Below are 19,393 nucleotides of genomic sequence, written 5' to 3'. Positions count from 1 at the left end.
GACAGGTAAATGGGCTATCGCGTCGCCGCCGGTGGAACGAGCCATCTCTTCGCCGATCTCCGCGAGCTGATGGCGAAGGCCACGCCGCTGCGCTCGGGCGACCAGCTGGCCGGGCTCGCCGCCGGCAGCATGCAGGAGATGATGGCGGCGCGGATCGCGCTGGCGGACCTGCCGCTGCGCACCTTCCTTCACGAAGCGCTGATCCCCTACGAGGAGGACGAGGTCACGCGCCTCATCCTCGACACGCATGACGCGGCCGCCTTCGCGCCGATCGCCTCGCTCAAGGTCGGCGAATTCCGCGACTGGCTCTGTTCCGATGCGGCGACGAGCGAGGTGCTGGCCAAGCTCGCTCCAGGCATCACACCGGAGATGGCGGCGGCGGTGTCGAAGCTGATGCGCAACCAGGACCTGATCCTGGTCGCGCGCAAATGCCGGGTCGTCAGCCGTTTCCGCAATACGCTCGGCCTGCCCGGGCGGCTCGCGGTCCGCCTCCAGCCCAATCACCCGACCGACGACGCCGCCGGCATCCTCGCCTCGACCATCGACGGGCTGAGCTATGGCTGCGGCGATGCGGTGATCGGCATCAACCCGGCCTCGGACAGCCTCGGCCGGATCGGCGAACTCCTGCGCCTGCTCGACGAGTTGATCGCGCGCTTCGACATCCCGACGCAGGGCTGCGTGCTGACGCATGTCACCAGCGCAATCGCCCTGATCGGGCAAGGCGCGCCGGTCGATCTCGTCTTCCAGTCCGTCGCGGGAACGCAGGCCGCCAACACCTCCTTCGGCGTCGACCTTTCCGTCCTGCGGGAAGGCCTGGAGGCGGGCCGCTCGCAGAAGCGCGGGACGGTCGGCGACAATGTCATGTATTTCGAGACGGGCCAGGGGTCCGCCCTGTCGGCCAACGCCCATCACGGTGTCGACCAGCAGACGCTGGAAGCGCGCGCCTATGCCGTCTGCCGGGCTTACGAGCCGCTGCTGGTCAACACCGTCGTCGGCTTCATCGGGCCGGAATATCTCTATGACGGCAAGCAGATCATCCGGGCCGGGCTGGAGGACCATTTCTGCGGCAAGCTGCTCGGCGTGCCGATGGGTTGCGACATCTGCTACACCAATCATGCCGAGGCCGATCAAGACGACATGGACACGCTGCTGACCCTGCTGGGCACGGCCGGCGTCAATTTCATCATGGGCGTTCCCGGCGCCGACGATGTGATGCTGAACTACCAATCGACCTCCTTCCACGACCAGCTCTACATCCGCGAGGTTCTCGGCCTGAAGCGCGCGCCGGAATTCGAGGCCTGGCTGCAGCGCATGGACATCACGGATGCGACCGGGCGCCTGAGCGCGACGCAGGGCGGACAGGCCCTTCTGGTGGCGATACCGGGCAGGGCAGCGTGAGCGAGGAGCCAAAACCGGGAGCGCGGCCGTTGGCCGAGCTGACGCGGCTCACGCCGGCGCGCATCGCGCTCGGCCGGTCCGGCGCCTCCTTGCCGACACGCGAACTGCTTCGCTTCGGCATGGCCCATGCCCAGGCCCGCGACGCGGTGCATGCGCCTTTCGATGCCGAGGGTGTGGCCGGCCGGCTTACGCAGCTCGGCCTGGAGGTGATCCAAGTCCGCAGCGCTGTGGACTTGCGTGAGGAGTATCTGCGCCGGCCCGATCTCGGGCGGACGCTCGCGCCCGGGAGCCGCGAGGCGTTGACGGCACGGCGCGGCGACTTCGACCTCGCGATCATCGTCGCGGACGGGCTCTCCTCGACCGCGGTTCACCAGAATGCCGTTCCTCTCGTCGCAGCACTGTTGCCAATGCTGGCACGGCAGGGCTTGGAGCTTGCTCCGCTCGTCGTCGCGCGCGAAGCGCGGGTCGCTCTCGGCGACAAGATCGGCGAGGCGCTGGGCGCGCGTGCGGTCGCCGTGCTGATCGGCGAGCGGCCCGGCCTGTCCTCGCCGGATTCGCTCGGCGCCTATCTCACCTTCGGGCCACGAGCGGGCCTGACCGACGCCAACCGCAACTGCATCTCGAATATCCGGCCAGAAGGCCTCGCCTATGAGCAGGCAGCCTTCAAGCTGTCCTGGCTGATCGCGGAGGCTTTCCGCCGTTCGCTGACCGGAGTCGGCCTCAAGGACGAGAGCGACTTCGCCCTGGAGGCGGGCACGGCCGGCAAATCCGCGATTGCCGACTCAGGCCCAGGCGCAGAACCGCCCCCCATTTCCCCTGACATGACTCGAGAAGGAGACCGATGATGAAGCCTCTGACCGCCGGCGTGACCAAGGCCAATGAAGGGATCGACGCGATCTCCTGGAACATCCTCGGCCAGACCTATGTGCCGAAGATGCTGAGCGAGGACAGCTTTTCCTGGCACGCCACCTTCCCGCCCGGCACCTTCGTGCCGCCGCACATCCATCCGACGCAGGACGAGTTCATCTACATGCTCGAAGGCCGTCTCGACCTCGTGCTCGACGGCCAGGAATCGCATGCTTTGCCCGGCGACCTGATCAAGCTGCCGCGCAACATCCCGCACGGCCTGTTCAACAAGAGCGACGCCCCGGTGAAGTGCCTGTTCTGGGTCGCGCCCACGGGGCGGCTCTACGACCTGTTCTGGGCGATCCATTCGATGAAGGAGCAGAATCCGGCCGAGGTCGTCGCCCTGTCGGCGCGCTACGAGATCGACTTCCTGCCGCCCCCACCCGAAGGCGCCTGAGAACGGCGGCGCAGTTAAGGTTAAGGAGAGCTTGCTGCTGCAACCATGAGCATTAGCGGGCATGGTCTCAACCTGAGCTAGAATCAGAGCCAGGCCATGCCCGCCGCGACCACCACCCCCGAACGCCGCCGCTCCACCCGAATCCGGACCTTCATCGGAGCCAAGGCCATCTTCAACCAGCGCCAGTCGACGCTGGACTGCATGGTCAGGAACCAGTCGGATGACGGCGCGCTGCTGATTTTTGCGGGCAGCGCCACCCTGCCGGAGCTGTTCGAGCTTTATTTCCCGCTGAAGCGCGAGACCCGGATGGTGCGCAGCCGCTGGCGCGACGGCGAGCGCATCGGCGTCTCCTTCGCCGCCATCACCCGGGACGATGCGCCGATCCCGCTCGATCTGGTCCGGCGCCTGCGCCAGCTCGAACAGGAAAACGCCGCGCTGAAGGCGCGTATCGCCGCGCTGACGGAAGGCGCCTGAGACCGCCTCAGCGCTTCGCCAGTTGCGCCGCCGAGAAGCCGGCCTTGCCGGCATAGGCGTTCACGATCTGCTCGCGCTTGCCATAGGGCAGGACGCGCTCGACATCGTCAAAGCCGTTCGGTGCCAACGCCTCGACCGCGTCGATGACGCGCTCCGGTCCGCCAGACCGGTTCATCGCCACGATCTCGGCCGTCGCCGGCAGGCGCTGCGCCTCATAGGCGGCGAGCGCATGGCGTGGGTGTTCCGCCTTGACCAGCAGGTCGGCGAGACAGCGCGCATCGAGGATCGCCTGCGAGGCGCCATTCGAGCCGACCGGGTACATCGGATGGGCGGCGTCGCCGAGGAGCGTCACCCGGCCATGTGTCCAGCGCGGCAGCGGGTCGCGATCGCACATCGGATATTCCCAGAAAGTGCCGCTCGCCTGGATCAAGGCGAGGATATCGACGCCGGGCACGGTGAAACGCCGGGCGAAGGGCAGCACGTCCTCCAGCCGCCCAGCCTTGGACCAGGCTTCCTTCGGCGGCGGCTTGGCCGGGTCGCCGGTGCGGATGTTGACGACCCAGTTGGTCAGGCGCGTGCCGGGCGTCTTGCCCGCGGCGATCGGATAGAGCACGAGCTTGCCGGCCATGCCGCCGGCGATGATCATGCTCTCGCCGTCGAGGAACACCGGCCAGTCGCAGGCGCCGCGCCACATCTGGACGCCGTTCCAGCGCGGCCCGCCCTGGTTCGGGAAGTAGTGCGCGCGCACGGTCGAATGGATGCCGTCGGCGCCGATCAGGATATCGGCGCGCGCCGTCTCGCCGCCCTCGCCCAGCCTGGCGTCGGCGAAATGCGCGGTCACCCCGCCCTCGTCCTGCAGGAAGCCCTGCAGACGGCGGCCGGTACGGATCGCATCCGGCCCCAGACGCTCGACCACGGCGTCCCGGATCACGCCCTGAAGCCGGCCGCGATGGATCGAGAACTGCGGTACGGCAGCACCAGCATGCAGGCCTCGCAACTCGCGCCAGACGGTCTGGCCGAAGCGGTTCATGTAGATCAGTTCGCGCGTCCGGATCGCCACGGCATCGAGGGCGGGGAGCAGGCCGAGCTCGGCCAGCTCTCGAATCGCATGCGGCAACGTATTGATGCCGACGCCGACCTCGCGGATCTCGCTCGCCTGCTCGTAGACGGTCGCGGCAATGCCGCGCGCATGCAGCATCAAGGCCAGTGACAGCCCCCCGATGCCGCCGCCGATGATGATGGCCCTCATGCCGCCTTGCGCTCCCCTGAATTATTTCAAGCTTGAAATAACCAGGCCCAATTTGTCAATCGCTCCACAAAGCTGGTGAAAACCGCCCCAATTTCGCGGCTTTTGACAGGAACGAAGCCGATTGCTGTGCGTATGTACGGCCGATGCCGTCGTGTTTCGGCGGCAGGCATGTCAAAGGGCGAATTCGTGCGCGAGAGCGCGTCGATTCGCCGCGTTGCGCCGAACCCGCTGGGGCTCGGCGTGGCGTCAACTTTAACAAGATTGGTCTCAGGAGGTTTTCATGACCAAGAACGAACTGATCGCCGCGATCGCGGACGAGACGGGCAAGACCAAGGCCGACGTTTCGGCCATCCTCGGCTCGCTCGCCGGTGTCGTCGCCAAGACGCTGAAGTCCGGCGGCGACGTGACGCTCGGCGGCATCGGCAAGCTCGCCGCCGCCAAGCGCGAAGCCCGCGAGGCGCGCAACCCGTCGACCGGCGCGACCATCAAGGTCCCGGCCAAGACGGTCGTGAAGTTCAAGGTCACCAAGGATCTGGCCGACGCCGTCGCCTGAGCCCTGTTGGACAGCGGCGGCTCCCACGTCGTGTGGAGGCCGCTTGACCGATCAGCCTGCGCCGCAAGCTGATCGGTTAAACGGCCTTACGAGCCGCCGCAGCTTGACCTCGAGACGCTGCTAGCCACAGTAGCGCGATGTTCCTCCGCCTCTTCACCGATCTGCGCGCCGCCAAGGTCCCGGTGACCTTGCGCGAGTATCTTGCGCTGCTGGAGGGCGTCGAGGCAGAACTCGCCGAATACCGCGTCGACGAGTTCTACTATCTCGCCCGTGCCTGCCTGGTGAAGGACGAGCGCCATCTCGACCGTTTCGACCGCGTCTTCGCCGAGGTCTTCAAGGGCGTCGAGACCTTGGGCGAGGCTTTCGAACAGGTCGGCATTCCCGAAGAGTGGCTGCGCAAGCTCGCCGAAAAGTTTCTCACCGACGAGGAGAAGGCCCAGATCGAGGCGCTCGGCTGGGAGAAGCTGCTGGAGACGCTGAAACAGCGCCTCGCCGAGCAGAAGGGCCGCCATCAGGGCGGCTCGAAATGGATCGGCACGGCCGGTACCTCGCCCTATGGCGCCTATGGCTACAACCCGGAAGGCGTGCGCATCGGCCAGGACAAGAACCGCAATTTCCGGGCGGTGAAGGTCTGGGACAAACGCGAGTTCAAGGATTTCGACGACACGCGCGAGCTCGGCGTGCGCAATTTGCGGATCGCGCTGCGCCGCCTGCGCAAATTCGCCCGCACCGGCGCGGCCGAGGAGCTCGACCTCGACCAGACCATCACCGAAACCGCCAAGCACGGCTATCTCGACGTCAAGCTCCGGCCGGAGCGGCACAATGCGGTCAAGGTCCTGATCTTCCTCGATGTCGGCGGCTCGATGGACTGGCATATCGAATTGGCCGAGGAGCTGTTCTCGGCGGCGCGGGCGGAGTTCAAGCATTTCGAGCACTTCTACTTCCACAACTGCCCCTATGAACGGGTCTGGAAGGAGAACCGGCGCCGCCACGATCGGGTGATCCCGACCTTCGACGTGCTGCGCACCTACCCGGCCGACTACCGCCTCGTCTTCGTCGGCGATGCCTCGATGAGCCCCTATGAGATCGCCATGCCGGGCGGCTCGGTCGAGCACTGGAACGAGGAGGCCGGCGAGGTCTGGATGCGGCGGCTGACCGAGCGCTTCCAAAAATCGGTCTGGCTCAATCCCGTCCAGCAGAATCTCTGGGGCTACACCCAGTCGATCCGCCAGATCGCCGGGCTGATGGGCGGGCGGATGTTCCCGCTGACGCTTGATGGCCTCGACGGCGCAATGAAGGCGCTGACGCGCTAATCTCCCCCCGATGTGTTCGTCGGCGTGCCCTGGTGGAAAACCATCTGCCAGCGCCCCTCGCGCCAAGCCCAGATCGAACTCCTGAGCGCATGCGTCGCGCTGCCCGCTTCGTGCCGGGCTGATCGGTAGGTGAGCAAGACGACACCTTCGGCCAACTCGTTCACGTGGAAACGCGCGGCTGTCCGCGCGGCTGCTTCAGGGCCGCCGGCTTCCCCAGCAAGCGCCTCGATGGTTTGCCGCTTGTCATAGACATGGCCGGAGCGGCCGAACTCGATGAAGTCGTCAGCGAGCAGGTCCGCGAGCTTGTCCGGCGAGGACCTTGTCTCGGGTGCTAGCAACTCCTCTTCGAGGCGCCGCAGCACGGCAAGCAAGGCTTCCGCATTCAGCTTCTGCGAGCTTCCACCGGCCATGTTATCTCCAACGCCCAAGCGAGACCCGAGACAAGATCGCGAGCAGTCGCTAGAGCCTGCATCATGGACAATCCCGACGATACCACCCTGCCCTTCTGGCGCCAGCGACCGAAGCCGATCGGCTTCGAGATCGCCTATCGGCTGAAGGGCGATGTGCTGGAGATCGATTCGACCCGCAAGGTCGATCAGGTCAGACTCTCGGCCGTCGAGCAGGTGCGCTTCATCTATGCGCCCAGCAATGTCTCCTCGAAAGGCTTCCGGACCCGGCTGCGGCTGAGCGACGGCAAGAGCATCACCTTCGGCAACCTGTCCTGGCGCTCGCTCACCGACATCGAGCGCGATGATGCGCGCTATCACGCCTTCGTCGCGGCGTTGTCCAGCGCGGTCGCGCGCGCCAATCCGAAAGCGCGCTTCCTCGCTGGCAAGCCCTATCTGCTCTGGCTGGCGCTGACGCTCGCCGGCGGCGGCGCCATGGTGATGCTGACCTTCTTCAGTCTGCGTGCCCTTCAGCAAGGCGCGACCACCGCCGCCGGGCTCGGGCTCGTGCTGGCGGCGGCCTCGTTCTGGCAGGTCTGGCCGATGATCAGGCTCAACCGACCCCGGGACCTCGCGACCGGCGAAGTCCCCGACGATCTCGTCCCAGGCCGGCAGCCAGCCTGAGTTTCGCTATCGAACCACCAGCACCGAGCACTTCGCCCGCCTGACGATCGTCGAAGCGTTCGAGCCGATCACATAGGCCAGCATGCCAGGCTCGTGCGAGCCGATGACGATCAGGTCGGCGCCGCTGGCGTCAGCCTCGGCCAGCACCTCGCCATGGACCGAGCCGACCAGGACCTTGGCCGAGACGCGCTCAGCAGGGAGGTTTACCTTGGCGGCGATCTCGGCGAGCTTGGCTTCCGACTCGGACTGCTGGCCGGCGTCGAAGTCGGCCGGAACGAACTCCATGTAGGTGATCGGCACCAGCGAGCGGACATAGACCAGCCTGATCGAGCCCTCCGATTGGTTGGCGAAGCTTTCGGCAGCCGCGATTGCGGGACCCGCCAGCTCGGCCTCGGCGAGATCGACCGGCACCAGAATCGATTTGTACATCGCATCCTCCTCCGGCGTGGCCCGCCCGGCCGCATGGTCGAACGATCGGGACCGACGCCTACACAGTATGTCGGAGCACATTCTTCCAAGGGAAGAGCGTCGCGTCGTCGCGACGGATTTCTGTGTTCGGCGGTGCGATCATCGCCGGTGCAGGCGCCGCCGTCCTTGCGGTCGATCAATCAGGCCGGAGATGCGCGTGAACCTCCCCGGCACGGGGCTTTGCCTGGAGCCGGACCGTCATTCCGGGGCGGGCCGAAGCCTGAGCCCGGAAAGACGATGCGTTTCCGCACGTATTCTTGAAAACTCAGCCCTGGCGGGCCGGGGTGCGCACCACGAGGCCGTCGAGATCGTCGCGCACCCTGATCTGGCAGGACAGGCGCGAAGTCGGCCGAACGTCGAAGGCGAAGTCGAGCATGTCCTCCTCCATCGGCTCGGCATGGCCGGTCTTTTGCGTCCAGGCCTCGTCGACATAGACATGGCAGGTGGCGCAGGCGCAGGCCCCGCCGCATTCGGCCTCGATGCCCGGCACGCCGTTGCGAACCGCGACCTCCATCACGGTCGCCCCCGTCTCGCCCTCGACCGTGCGGCTGGTGCCCTGGGCGTCGATGTAAGTGATCTTCGGCATCGTGAACTCCGGCCGTCTGGCGACGGCTGCGCAGCTGGCGCAACGGGAGGAACCGGCCGGGCGTCCTGGCGGGCCACGGACAGGTTCGCGAGAGGGACAACGTCCGCGAGGGGCTCGCGGACACCGCATCTCTAGAAGATTTCGAAAGCGCGCGAAACGGCGATCTCCGCCGTGCCGCCCGCTCGTGCTGCGGCGTCAGGCCGCGCAGTCGAGCCGGGAAATCACGGCGCGCGCCTCGGCTGCGGCGAGCGTCAGCGCATCCAGCGCGTCCTCGCGCGGCGCGGCGCCGGCCTTGGTGAGCTGCTGCTCGATACGGTCGGCGGCCTCGGCAACCTGCCAGGCGCCGATGGCGCGGGCAGCTCCCTTCAAGGTATGCGCGGCATCGCGGCCGGTGCTGGCGTCGCCGGCATGGATGGCGCGCAGCTGGCGCGCGCATTGCTGGGCGAACAGCGTCAGCAGCTCGCGCTCAAGCTCGACATCGCCGCCGGTCTGGCGGGCGAGGTGCACGAGGTCGATGGCAGTCTGGGGCATGGGGAACTCGGTTTTCTCTCAAGCTGCGGGACTCGTGCAGCCTTCTGACCCTTGATCAAGCGCCGTTATGGTGAATGAGGCGTTAACGACGTTTGTGAATCAGACGCTCAAACGGGTTTCAATCACTGCTTGCCTCAACTACCCTTCGAGACAGTAAACGATGGGCGTCGTGTCGCTTTTGACGGGTTCCGGCTGGAGGCTGCCGGCTCCCGCTCTGCGGCGGACATGACCGCCCATTGCGAGTAGCGTAGCGAGGCGGCATTCATGACCCGGCAGAACAAGCTCCAGGATCCGACCGAAGCGGCAATGTCGGCGATCGAGGAGGCGCTGCGGCTCGACCCGTCGAAGACCGACGGACCGGCTTCCACCGAGCCGAGATTGCCCTCGACGGCCGAGAACGAACTCAAGATCGAATTGCCGCGCGTCGAAAGTGCTCCGGTCACGCCAGCGGCGGCCGAAGCCGCTCTGGAAACGCCGGCCGCCCCTGCCCGCCCCGCCATCGCGCCGGACACCAGCCGCGTCGCCAATGACGACCGCCGGGACTCCTCCTCGCTCGTTCAGGCTTTCGCCGCCCGTCCCTCGGGACGGCCCTATTGGCTTGCGGCGCTGGCCTCCCTGGTCTGGGCCGGCGGCGTCGGCTTCACTCTTGTCAGCCGCTACGGCACCTTCACCGAGGGCCTGCCGCCCGGCATGGCGGCCTGGGGCCCGGGCCAATGGGCACTGCTGGCGCTGGGCGCCGGCGCGCCGGTTGTGTTCTTCTTCGTGCTGGCCGCGCTTTATCGCCGGACCCAGGAGATGCGGCTGGTCTCGCGCGCGATGACCGAGGTCGCGCTGCGTCTGGCCGAACCGGAAGTCGTCGCAACGGATTCCGTGCTGTCGCTCAGCCAGACGATCCGCCGCGAGGTCGCCGCCATGGGCGACGGCATCGAGCGCGCCGTGGCGCGCGCCGGCGAGCTCGAGACCATCGTGCGCGGCGAGATCGCGACGCTGGAACGAGCCTATGCCGACAATGAGATCCGGCTGCGCTCCCTGATCGACGAGCTTGTCACCCAGCGCGAATCCGTCGTCGGCAATGCCGAGCGCGTGAAATTCGCGATCTCGGGCGCGCATGAGAGCATCACCAAGGACCTGGAGACTGCTAGCCGCTCGATCTCCGAAGCGGTGGCCGAGGCGGGCGAGCGTGTCACCTCGCGGCTGACCGACAAGGGCGACCAGATCACGCTCGCGCTCGGCCATGCCGGCGAGCGCATGGTCGACGAGATCAGCGGCCGCGGCAACGAGCTCGTGGAGCGCCTGCAGTCGACCTCGCACGACGTCAGCGAGCGCATGACGGCTGCGAGCCAGTCTGTCACCGCCGTGCTCGACAACCGCGCCCAGGAGATCGCCGGCTCGCTGGAGCGTACCGGCGCCGTGCTCACCGAGGGCCTGACCGCCGGCGCCCGCGACGTCACCCGCGCCATCAGCGAGACCGGCGCGCAGGTCGTCGAATCGCTGGCGAGCCGCGCCGAAACCGTCAACGAGACCTTGCGGGCCACCGGCGACAACCTCGCCCAGGAGATCAGCCAGCGGGGCGCCACCGTCGCCGAGCGCTTCGAGCAGAGCGGGCGCACGCTGGTCGAGCTGTTCGACACGCAGAGCAGCAGCCTGACCCAGCGCCTGACCGAGACCGGCGAGAGCCTGCGTACGTCGATCAGCAGCGAAGGCGAGAGCGTCACAACCCGCCTGGCCGAGGTCGGCCGCGGCGTGCACATGCTGCTTGGCAAGCAGAACGAGCTCGTCGTCAACCGCATCCAAGAAGCGGGTGACACCGTCCACGGCCTGATCGCCAGCCAGGGCGAGACGCTGGTCGAAAAGCTCGAAGGCACGGTCAAGACCGTCGACGAGCTCCTGCGTGAGAAGACCGATTCGATCGTGGTCCGCTTCGACGAGGCCGGCCGCGGCCTGCATACGCTGATCGGCGAGCGCGGCGAGGAATTGACCGCGCGCATCTCCGCCGTCGGCGCGACCGTGCACAGCCTGTTCTCCGAAGAGGCGAGCAGCCTCGTCACACGCCTGTCCGACCTCGGCCACGAGGTTCGCAACACGATCGGCGAGCAGGGCGATCATCTCGTCGGCCGCCTCTCCGAAACCGGCCAACGCCTGCAGGAGGCGATCAGCGAGCGCGGCGACGGGCTGGTGCTGCGCATGGCCGAGATCGGCCAGGGCGTCGAGCATGCGATCGGCGATCGCGCCGACGGGATCGTCAATCGCGTGGCCGAGGCCGGCCGCAGCGTCGAGGCGATCATCGGCGAGCGTGGTGACGGCCTCGTCTCCCGCCTGGCCGAGACCACGTATCAGATCGAGCAAACGCTGGGCGGCCGCGCAGACAGCATCGTCGCCCGCATCGCCGATGCCAGCCGCGGCATCGAGAGCGTGATCGGCGAGCGCGGAGACGGCCTCGTCGCCAAGCTGTCCGAGACGACCGCGGAGATTCACCGGACGCTCGGCGACCGCGCCGAGGGCATCGTCGCCCGCGTCGCCGATGCCGGCCGCGATGTCGAATCGGCGATCGGCGAGCGTGGCGACGGCCTAATCGCCCGCCTGTCCGAGGTCGCACGCGAGGTCCACGCCACCATCGGCGAGCGCGGCGACAGCCTGGTCGCCCGCCTGTCGGATGTCGGCACCGAGGTCCACACCGCGATCGGTGACCAGCGCGAGACGCTGGTCAATCAGCTCACCGATGCCGGCGCCAGCGTGCGCAACCTGCTCATCGCCGAGGGCGAGGCTCTCAGCGGCCGCGTCATCGCGACCGGCCAGGACATGCAGGAGCTGCTCTCCGGCCAGAGCCAGGCACTGGTTACCCGCGTCGCCGATGTCGGCCGCTCGGTCCACGGCCTGCTGGCCGAGCGCGGCAATGCGCTGATCGACCGGCTGGCCGAAGCGAGCGGGACCGCACATCAGCGGCTCGACGAGACCGGCGAGGCGCTCGCCGCCAAGATCCTGGCCGCCAGCGAGACGGCAAAATCCGTCATCGACGACCAGCATACCGGCTTCATCGCCCGCCTTGGCCAAGCCGGAGACGAGGTCGGCGCCCTGCTCGGCACGCAGCGCGACGCGATCATCGCCGGCCTCACTGCGACCGGCCGCGAGGTCCATGGCCTCATCGGCGAGCAGAGCCAGGCTCTGGCCAGCCGCCTCGGCGAGGCGACCAAAGCCCTCTCCGACGCCATCAATGTCGATGGCCGCGAGATCGCCGACCGCGTCTCGGAAGCCGCGGACGCCTTGCGCGGCACCTTCACCACCGAGGCCGAGCGCGCCAGCAGCCTGCTCGCCGCGACCGGCAAGGACGTGGTCATCGCCCTCACCCAGCAGGGTGGACGGGTCAACCAGGCGCTGGCGGCCAATGCCGAGTCGCTGCTGCGCTCGGTTGATGCCCGCTCGCAGGCGCTCAACGAGTCGCTCGCCAGCAAGCATGATGCGCTGAACCGTCTCTTCGACGTCCAGGGCCGCGAGATCGAGGCCTCGATCGGCGCCCGTCTCGGCGCCTTCGAGGAGATCATCGTCACCCGCGGCGGCACGCTCGCCGCCAAGCTCGGCAACGACGCTCGTTCCTTCACCGACCAGGTGACGCTGCGCCTGACCCAGGTCGAGAAGCTGCTCGGCGAGGAAGGCCAGGCGCTGGCCGAGCGGATCGGAGAGCGCTCGCAGCACGCCGCCGAGACCATGATGGCCCGCACCCAGGAAGCGGCCGCCGCCATGGAGACACAGATCAAGACCTTCGAGGAGCGCTCCAGCGCCAAGAGCGCCGAGATCGCGACCTCGCTCGACGGGCTCATCGCCCGCATCGACGGCAATCTCGGCACGCGCGCCAACGCGCTCAACGAGGCGCTGGTCGAGCGCACCGTCGACATCGCCCGCGTCATGGCCGAGGGCGGGCGCGAGGTCACCCGCGCCCTCACCGCCAAGGCCGACGAGATCGGCGAGATCGTCACCAGCAAGAGCGAGGCGCTGACGCAGACGCTCGCCGAGAAGGCCGACAGCATCAATGCGACGCTGGGCGGGCGCGCCCTGCAGATCGCCGACACGCTCGACCAGAGCGTGGCGCGGTTCGAGGAGCGCGTCGTCAACCGGCTCGACACGGTCTCCGGCACGCTTGATGCGCGTGGCACCCAGATCGCGCAGACCCTGCAAGGCACGGCCGATACGGTCGCCAGTGCGCTCGACAACCGCACCGAGGAACTGCGGGCCCTGTTCGAAGGCAAGGGCGCCGGCCTGGTCACCCTGCTCGACCAGCAGGGCAACCAGATCGTCCGGACCCTGCAAGGCACCTCGGAATCGATCGCCGGCTCGCTCGGCGCCCGCACCGACGAATTGCGCGCCTTGTTCGAGGACAAGGGCACCGGCCTGATCACCCTGCTCGACCAGCAGGGCAACCAGATCGCCCAGACACTGCAGGAGAAGTCGGACGGCATCGCGGCGGCGCTCTCCGATCGCTCTAACGAGCTGCGCGCCGTGTTCGACGAGCGTGGCGGCGGCATCCTCAATGCGCTCGGCCATCGCGGCAGCCAAATCGCCCAGATCCTGCAGGAGCGCTCGGACAGCATCGCCACGGCCCTCGCCCAGCGGACGGACGAACTGCGCGCCTTGTTCGACGAGCGCGGCGGCGATATCCTCAACACGCTCGACCAGCAGACCCGGCAGTTCGGCCGGACGCTGGCGGAACAGTCCGAGGGCATGAGCTCGGCGCTGACCACGCGCACCGAGGAATTGCGGGAGCTGTTCGACGAGCGCGGCAACGGCGTGGTCGACGCGATCGGCCGCAAGGGCGCGACCCTCGCCAACCAGTTCGCCAGCATCGGCGAGGCGCTGGTCGCCAATATCGAGAACCGCGGCAACAGCATGATCGCCGGCCTGCGCGAGCGCAGCGCCGAGATCAGCCAAGCGCTCGACCTCGCCTCCGGCGCGCTGCGCGAGACGATCGAGAGCGGCACCAACCAATCGGTCGAGGCGCTGCTCAAGACCAACGAGCAGCTGCGTAGCGAACTCGGCAGCATGCTGGGCCGCCTCGGCGAGGCCAACAAGCTGATGCAGCAGATCGTCACCGGCGCGAACAAGAACCTCGCAGCGGTCGAAGGCAGCCTGTCGGGCCGTGTCGAGGAACTGCAAAACGTGCTCTCGACGGTGGTGCAGGAGACCAACCGGACCTCGGAACAGGTCGCGAGCCAGATCGCGGCGCTGCGGGGCTATTCGGAAGGCACGCTGCGCGACACCGCGGCGCTGATCTCGCGGATCGACGCGCAGGGCTCGGCGATGACCGAGACGTCGCAGGCCAATGCGGCCGCGCTCAACGCCGTCGCGCAGCGCCTGGAGCAGGTCGAGGCTCGCGTCGGCAACGTGCTGGCCGATCGCAGGGAATCGCTGGAACACCTGCACGGGCTGATCGCCACCCGCACCGACGACATCGAGCAGATCACCCGCTCGTTCTCGTCGCTGCTCGACGAATCGCTCAACAATGCCGAGACGCGGACCCGCCAGCTCAGCACCGTGCTCAGCGACGCCGCCGAATCGACCAGCAGCGCCATCGCCCAGCAGTTCGACTCGATCCGCGCCGCCAGCGGCCGCGAGCGCGAGGCGACGGCACAGGCGCTGCGCGCCGCCTATGAGGAGGTGGTGAACGAGGTTTCGGGCGAGCTCGGCAAGGTCACGGAGCGCTTCCAGAGCGCAGCCGAGGACATGCGCGCCATGTCGGCCGAGATCCATCGCGAGCTCGAGACGACCCGGACCGAGCTCAAGAAGGGCGTGCTCGAGCTGCCGCGCGAGACGCAGGAATCGACCGCCGCGATGCGCCGCGTCGTCGCCGACCAGATCAAGGCGCTGAACGAGCTGACCGAGATCGTGTCGCGCTCCGGCCGCAGCAGCGACGTCGCGCGCCCGACCGGCGAGCGGCGGGCGACGTCGAGCTATCAGCAGCCGACCCCGGTCGTGAGCACCTCCTCTTTGGTCGCGGTGCCGAGTGCCCCGGTCCTGACCGAGCCGCTGCGCGCCTCGATCGATCCGACGCCGGAGCCCGCGCGGGTCGAGCCGCAGGCGCAGGTTCTGCGCCCCACCCCAGCCCCAGAACCGGTGCGGCCCGAAATGGTCCAGCGTGCCGAGCCGGCCCGCCGGCCGGCCGCCGAGCAGCCTGCCCCGGCCAAGTCCGGCTGGCTCTCGGACCTGCTCAGCCGCGCCTCGCGCGACGACCGGGCGCCGGAAACGGCAAAGCCGACGGCGCACAGCATTGAGAAGCTCGACTCGCTCTCGGTCGACATCGCCCGGATGATCGACCATGACGCGGCCGTCGAACTCTGGGAGCGCTACAAGCGCGGCGAGCGCAACGTCTTCACCCGCCGGCTCTACACCCTGCAGGGCCAGCAGACCTTCGACGAGATCCGGCGCAAATACCGCCGCGACACCGAGTTCAAGCAGACGGTCGACCGCTATATCGAGGAGTTCGAGCGCCTGCTCGGCGAAGCGGCCAAGGACGACCGCGACTCGATGGTGGCGAAGACCTACCTGACCTCCGAGACCGGCAAGGTCTACACTATGCTGGCCCATGCCAGCGGGCGGTTCGAATAAGAGCCAGCACTACCGGATGCAAAAAAAGGCCGCCCTCGTTGGGCGGCCTTACTTTTTGGTGGAGGTTGGACGCGATCTGCGCTCGACGCGTCACCAGCCCGGCTTGCCCTCTCAGCGCGCCCAGCGGGCGATCTGGATCAGCACCAGCGACAGGGCCTGATCGAGGGCCTGCGCCGCCCCTGCCCCCTCGGCGCCGGCGGGAACGCGCGCCGAGAACAGCTTGGCGCGCTGGACCTTGCCGGTGCGGTCGCCAATCAGCTTGGCGGTGATCTCGACCACGGCTTGGCCGCTGGCGGCGTCGATGTTGAAGGCGCGGATATCGGTATTGAGCTGGAAATCGGGGACGATGCGCTCGCCCGGCCGGCCGACCGCGGCGATGCGGCTGCCGTTCTCGAAGGTCTGGATCAGGCGGGTCTGCACCAGATTGGGCACCCGGTCGGCCCATTGCGCCCCACCGAGGAAGGAGAGCGCGCCGCTCGAATCCTTGACGATCAGCCGGTCGGAATCGAGCGCCTGCACCGCCGTCGGCTGCGCGACGATCATCACGCCGCCGCCGCCACCGATGCGACCGAAATCACGCGGCGCCGAGAGATCGTAAGTGGTCGGTGCCGATCCGCCGCCGCAGCCGGCCAGCAGCAACGAACCTGCGATCGCGAGGGACGGGGCGCGCAGACGGCGGCGAAGCAGCAGGGGTAGAACCGGCATGGTCATATCGGGCTAGCGCGATCCGCTGTATTGGGGAAGCGGCGGACGGCCGCCGAAGATGAACTGCTGGGGATTGCGCTCGACATTGCGCAGCACGCGGTTGAGATCCCCGAGCGTGCGCTTGCCGTCGGAGGCGAGCGTTTCGAGATCGCGCAGGCCCGGGCCGGTGAAGCGGTTGATGCCCGTGGTGATCTCGGCCGTGCGCTTGTCGAGATTGTCGGCCAGCACCCGGATCGATTTCGCGGCATTGGCGACTTCGGCGAAGGCGCCCTGCCCGTCCTGCGTGTTCAGGAAAGATTGCGCCGCCTTGAGCACGCCCTCGACCTGGTCGGCGGCGCGGTTGAGCTTGTCGGTGATCGAGGCGACGTCGCTGACCGCCTTCGACACGTCGGCACTGGAGCCGCCCAGCGCCGCAGTGAACTTGTCGATGTTCTCGACGATGCTGGTGATTTTCTTCTGGTCGATCGAGCGGACCACCGACGTCAGTTCCTCGCTCAGTGTGCCGAGCTTCTGAGACAGCGGCGCGATCGTGTCGGCGATCTGGCCGAAGCTCGACATCAACTTGTCGATATTGCCGGAATTGTCGCCGAGCGCCTGCGAGAATTTCTCGACATTGCGGACGGTATTGGTGATGGAGCCGGAATTCTCCTTGATCAGCCCGTCGAGATTGCCGAGCACTTCATCGGCCTTCTTGGCGACATTGCGGACCGATTCGATGATGTCCTGCAATTCGGAACGCTCGGCGACGATGGTCGGCAGCGTCTCACCCGGCTTTGCTCGCAGCACCTCGGCGTCCAGTTCGCCGCCGATCAGTTGCAGGGCAACGACGCCGGCCAGGCCCTGGGCCTCGATCCGGGCACGGGTATCGACCCGCAGCGGCGTCGTGTTCTCGACCTCGATGACGCCGAAGATGCGACGCGGATCGTCCGGCTGCAGGCCGATCTGCTTGACCTCGCCGACGCGCAAACCGTTGAACAGCACGCTCGAGCCGCGCCCCAGGCCGGTGACGGTGCCCGTGAAGATCACGCGGATATCCTGCTTGCGCCCGCCACCGCCGCTGCCGAACCAGTAGACGAAGCCGAACATCGCCGCGATCACGGCGAGGGTGAAAAGGCCGACCAGGGCGTAGTTCGCACGGGATTCCATAGCGAGCGTCCGTCAGGTCCTCGTTTGTTCCGCCGGCATGCGGGCCCGCGCCCGCTCGCCGCCGAAATACGCCTTGAGCCAAGGATGATCGGAAGCCAGCATGGTGGCGAGCGGACCGACCGCGATAACACGTTTGTCCGCCAGGGCAGCAATCCTGTCGCACGCTACATAGAGACTGTCGAGGTCATGGGTTACCATGAACACCGTCAGGCCCAAAGTCTGCTTCAGCGTCATGATCAGTTCGTCGAACTCGGCGGCGCCGATCGGATCGAGGCCAGAGGTCGGCTCGTCCAGGAAGACGATCTCCGGATCGAGCGCCAGCGCCCGGGCGAGCGCGGCGCGCTTGATCATGCCGCCGGACAGCTCAGAGGGCACCTTGTCGGCCGCATCGGGCTTCAGCCCGACCATCTCGACCTTGAGCATGGCGAGTTCTTCGAGCAGGCGCGGCGAAAGCTGGAGATATTCTCTCATCGGCACCTGGATGTTCTGCTTGACGGTCAGTGCCGAGAACAACGCGCCCTGCTGGAACATCACGCCGAAACGGCGTTCGAGCCGGCGCCGACCATTTGGATCAAGCTTGTCGACATTCTTGCCGAAGACCTCGATCGTGCCGCGCTGTTTGCGGACGAGGCCGAGGATGGTGCGGGTCAGCACGGACTTGCCCTGACCGGAGCCGCCGACAAAGCCGAGAATTTCACCACGCATCACATCGAGATCGAGCCCGTCCATGATCACCTTGTCGCCGAAAGCGACCCTAAGATCACGAACGCGAATCACGGCCTCTGGTTCCGGCCTGGCCGAAGCCGACGAGCCGGCCTGCGAGGGTCTGTCGAGCATCTCCGCTCCCCTCACATCCGGATCGAGGCGAAGAACATGGCGAACAGCCCGTCGACCACGATGACCATGAAGATCGCCTTCACCACCGACGCCGTCACCTGATGGCCCAGCGATTCGGCCGAGCCTTTCACCGCCAGTCCCTCGATCGAGGCGATCAGCCCGATCACGAACGCCATGAACGGGGCCTTGATGAGGCCGACGGCGAAATGCTGCCAGGTGATCACCGATTTCAGTCGCTCGAGATAGGTGTCGAGGCCGATGCCGCCATAGAGCCAGCTGACCAGCCCGGCGCCGATGAGGCCGGACATCGCCGAGATGAAGGTCAGGATCGGCAGCGCGATGATCAGCGCCAGGATGCGCGGCACCACCAGCACCTCGATCGGGTCGAGCCCCATCACCCGGAGCGCATCGATCTCCTCGCGCATCTTCATCGAGCCGATTTCGGCGGTGAAAGCGGAGCCAGAGCGGCCGGCGACCATGATCGAGGTCAAAAGCACCGAAAGCTCGCGCAGGACGAGAATGCCGGTCAGGTTGACGACGAAGGCGGTAGCGCCGAAGCGCTGAAGCTGGAAGATGCCCTGCTGCGCGACGATGCAGCCGACCAGGAACGAGATCAGGATGATGATCGGCGCGCCGTTGAAGGCGATCAGCTCGATCTGATTGACGAGCGAAGCGCCGCGGAAACGCCGCGGTCCAAACAGCGCGCCGACGCAGCCCGCCATCACTTCCCCGAGAGAGATGGCGCCGCCGGCGAGGTCGCGGCCGAAGCGGGTGACGCCCTGGCCGATATCGACGAGAACGGTGACGAGCCCGATCGGATGGACCGGCGGCTGGTAGTCGGTGACGTTGCGCTCGACCTCGCGCAGGAGCACCGCGTGCTCCGGGCGACGGCTGGTCAATTCGACAGAAACGCCCTTCGCCTCGCCCGCCTGCTTGACCTGGTCCAGCACGTAAGCGCCGAGCGTGTCGAGGCGCTCGATGGCCGACAGGTCGAGCCGCGCCTGACGCACGCTGCCGACGCGCTCAGACAGTTCGCTGGCCAGTGCCTCGAGACGCGGCGCCCGCCCGACACTCCAGCGCCCGGCCAGCGATACGACCAGGACGCCGCCATCGTCGCGATAGACCGCCTGCGGCTCAACGTCGTCGGCGACAGCCATGACGATTCG

17 protein-coding genes are annotated in these 19,393 nt (G+C 67.5%); 8 read left to right on the top strand and 9 right to left on the bottom strand.

Annotated features, from left to right (window positions below):
• Window positions 1-9: 9 nt before the first annotated feature.
• From ACFPOB_RS08415 to ACFPOB_RS08400, 4 genes are all read left to right on the top strand, one after another.
• Window positions 10-1,398: an ethanolamine ammonia-lyase subunit EutB gene (locus ACFPOB_RS08415; RefSeq protein ID WP_377797432.1), complete on the top strand. Its 1,389-nt coding sequence runs from the start codon at window positions 10-12 to the stop codon at window positions 1,396-1,398.
• 29 nt (window positions 1,399-1,427) lie between these two features.
• On the top strand, window positions 1,428-2,243 hold the full coding sequence (gene eutC / locus ACFPOB_RS08410) for an ethanolamine ammonia-lyase subunit EutC (RefSeq protein ID WP_377797430.1): 816 nt from the start codon (window positions 1,428-1,430) through the stop codon (window positions 2,241-2,243).
• Complete coding sequence (locus ACFPOB_RS08405; RefSeq protein ID WP_092160664.1) at window positions 2,243-2,701, top strand: cupin domain-containing protein; 459 nt, start codon at window positions 2,243-2,245, stop codon at window positions 2,699-2,701. Before eutC ends, ACFPOB_RS08405 begins: the two co-directional genes overlap by 1 nt.
• Window positions 2,702-2,797: 96 nt before the next feature.
• On the top strand, window positions 2,798-3,175 hold the full coding sequence (locus ACFPOB_RS08400; protein WP_377797428.1) for a PilZ domain-containing protein: 378 nt from the start codon (window positions 2,798-2,800) through the stop codon (window positions 3,173-3,175).
• A 7-nt stretch (window positions 3,176-3,182) separates the two neighbouring features.
• Here the strand turns inward: ACFPOB_RS08400 and ACFPOB_RS08395 are convergent, their stop codons facing one another.
• Window positions 3,183-4,424 (bottom strand): flavin-dependent oxidoreductase, encoded by a 1,242-nt coding sequence (locus ACFPOB_RS08395; protein ID WP_377797426.1) that lies wholly within the window; start codon window positions 4,422-4,424, stop codon window positions 3,183-3,185.
• Between the two features lie 280 nt (window positions 4,425-4,704).
• Here ACFPOB_RS08395 and ACFPOB_RS08390 point away from each other — a divergent pair, with 280 nt between their 5' ends.
• Together ACFPOB_RS08390 and ACFPOB_RS08385 are read left to right on the top strand one after the other, a co-directional pair.
• A complete protein-coding gene (locus tag ACFPOB_RS08390; protein ID WP_066468590.1) occupies window positions 4,705-4,977 on the top strand; it encodes an HU family DNA-binding protein in 273 nt (90 codons plus the stop codon).
• A 137-nt stretch (window positions 4,978-5,114) separates the two neighbouring features.
• Complete coding sequence (locus tag ACFPOB_RS08385; protein WP_377797425.1) at window positions 5,115-6,290, top strand: vWA domain-containing protein; 1,176 nt, start codon at window positions 5,115-5,117, stop codon at window positions 6,288-6,290.
• Here ACFPOB_RS08385 and ACFPOB_RS08380 read toward each other — a convergent pair.
• A complete protein-coding gene (locus ACFPOB_RS08380) occupies window positions 6,287-6,652 on the bottom strand; it encodes a nuclear transport factor 2 family protein (RefSeq protein ID WP_377797936.1) in 366 nt (121 codons plus the stop codon). The two genes, ACFPOB_RS08385 and ACFPOB_RS08380, sit on opposite strands and share 4 nt — an antisense overlap.
• Before the next feature lie 111 nt (window positions 6,653-6,763).
• On the opposite strand from ACFPOB_RS08380, the gene ACFPOB_RS08375 reads away from it, so the two are divergent.
• Entirely contained in the window at window positions 6,764-7,360 is a 597-nt protein-coding gene (locus tag ACFPOB_RS08375) for a hypothetical protein (RefSeq protein WP_377797424.1), read from the top strand.
• Window positions 7,361-7,366: 6 nt separating this feature from the next.
• On the opposite strand, the gene ACFPOB_RS08370 is transcribed toward ACFPOB_RS08375, so the two are convergent.
• The 3 genes from ACFPOB_RS08370 to ACFPOB_RS08360 form a co-directional block, all read right to left on the bottom strand.
• Window positions 7,367-7,789 carry a universal stress protein gene (locus tag ACFPOB_RS08370; protein ID WP_377797422.1) on the bottom strand — a complete coding sequence of 141 codons (423 nt, stop codon included), beginning with the start codon at window positions 7,787-7,789 and terminating at the stop codon, window positions 7,367-7,369.
• Window positions 7,790-8,093: 304 nt separating this feature from the next.
• Entirely contained in the window at window positions 8,094-8,414 is a 321-nt protein-coding gene (locus tag ACFPOB_RS08365) for a 2Fe-2S iron-sulfur cluster-binding protein (RefSeq protein ID WP_377797420.1), read from the bottom strand.
• Window positions 8,415-8,609: 195 nt separating this feature from the next.
• Entirely contained in the window at window positions 8,610-8,945 is a 336-nt protein-coding gene (locus tag ACFPOB_RS08360) for an Hpt domain-containing protein (protein WP_377797418.1), read from the bottom strand.
• Between the two features lie 264 nt (window positions 8,946-9,209).
• Between ACFPOB_RS08360 and ACFPOB_RS08355 the strand changes: the two genes are divergently transcribed.
• Window positions 9,210-15,539 (top strand): apolipoprotein A-IV repeat region-like domain-containing protein, encoded by a 6,330-nt coding sequence (locus ACFPOB_RS08355; protein ID WP_377797416.1) that lies wholly within the window; start codon window positions 9,210-9,212, stop codon window positions 15,537-15,539.
• Between the two features lie 111 nt (window positions 15,540-15,650).
• Here ACFPOB_RS08355 and ACFPOB_RS08350 read toward each other — a convergent pair whose 3' ends face one another.
• Genes ACFPOB_RS08350 through ACFPOB_RS08335 form a run of 4 tightly spaced genes read right to left on the bottom strand, consistent with a single transcriptional unit; the run spans window position 15,651 to window position 19,384 of the window.
• Complete coding sequence (locus tag ACFPOB_RS08350; protein ID WP_377797414.1) at window positions 15,651-16,244, bottom strand: ABC-type transport auxiliary lipoprotein family protein; 594 nt, start codon at window positions 16,242-16,244, stop codon at window positions 15,651-15,653.
• Between the two features lie 12 nt (window positions 16,245-16,256).
• Window positions 16,257-17,390, bottom strand: a complete 1,134-nt coding sequence (locus ACFPOB_RS08345; protein ID WP_377797412.1) for an MlaD family protein — start codon at window positions 17,388-17,390, stop codon at window positions 16,257-16,259.
• Window positions 17,391-17,402: 12 nt separating this feature from the next.
• Entirely contained in the window at window positions 17,403-18,227 is an 825-nt protein-coding gene (locus ACFPOB_RS08340; RefSeq protein ID WP_377797411.1) for an ABC transporter ATP-binding protein, read from the bottom strand.
• Between the two features lie 11 nt (window positions 18,228-18,238).
• A complete protein-coding gene (locus ACFPOB_RS08335) occupies window positions 18,239-19,384 on the bottom strand; it encodes an MlaE family lipid ABC transporter permease subunit (protein WP_377797409.1) in 1,146 nt (381 codons plus the stop codon).
• Window positions 19,385-19,393 lie beyond the last annotated feature (9 nt).

It is taken from the genome of Allobosea eneae, assembly GCF_042657265.1.
Taxonomy (GTDB): Bacteria; Pseudomonadota; Alphaproteobacteria; order Rhizobiales; family Beijerinckiaceae; genus Allobosea; species Allobosea eneae.
The sequence above is the reverse complement of the archived record's forward strand: the minus strand, read 5'-3'. Positions and strand labels throughout refer to the sequence as shown.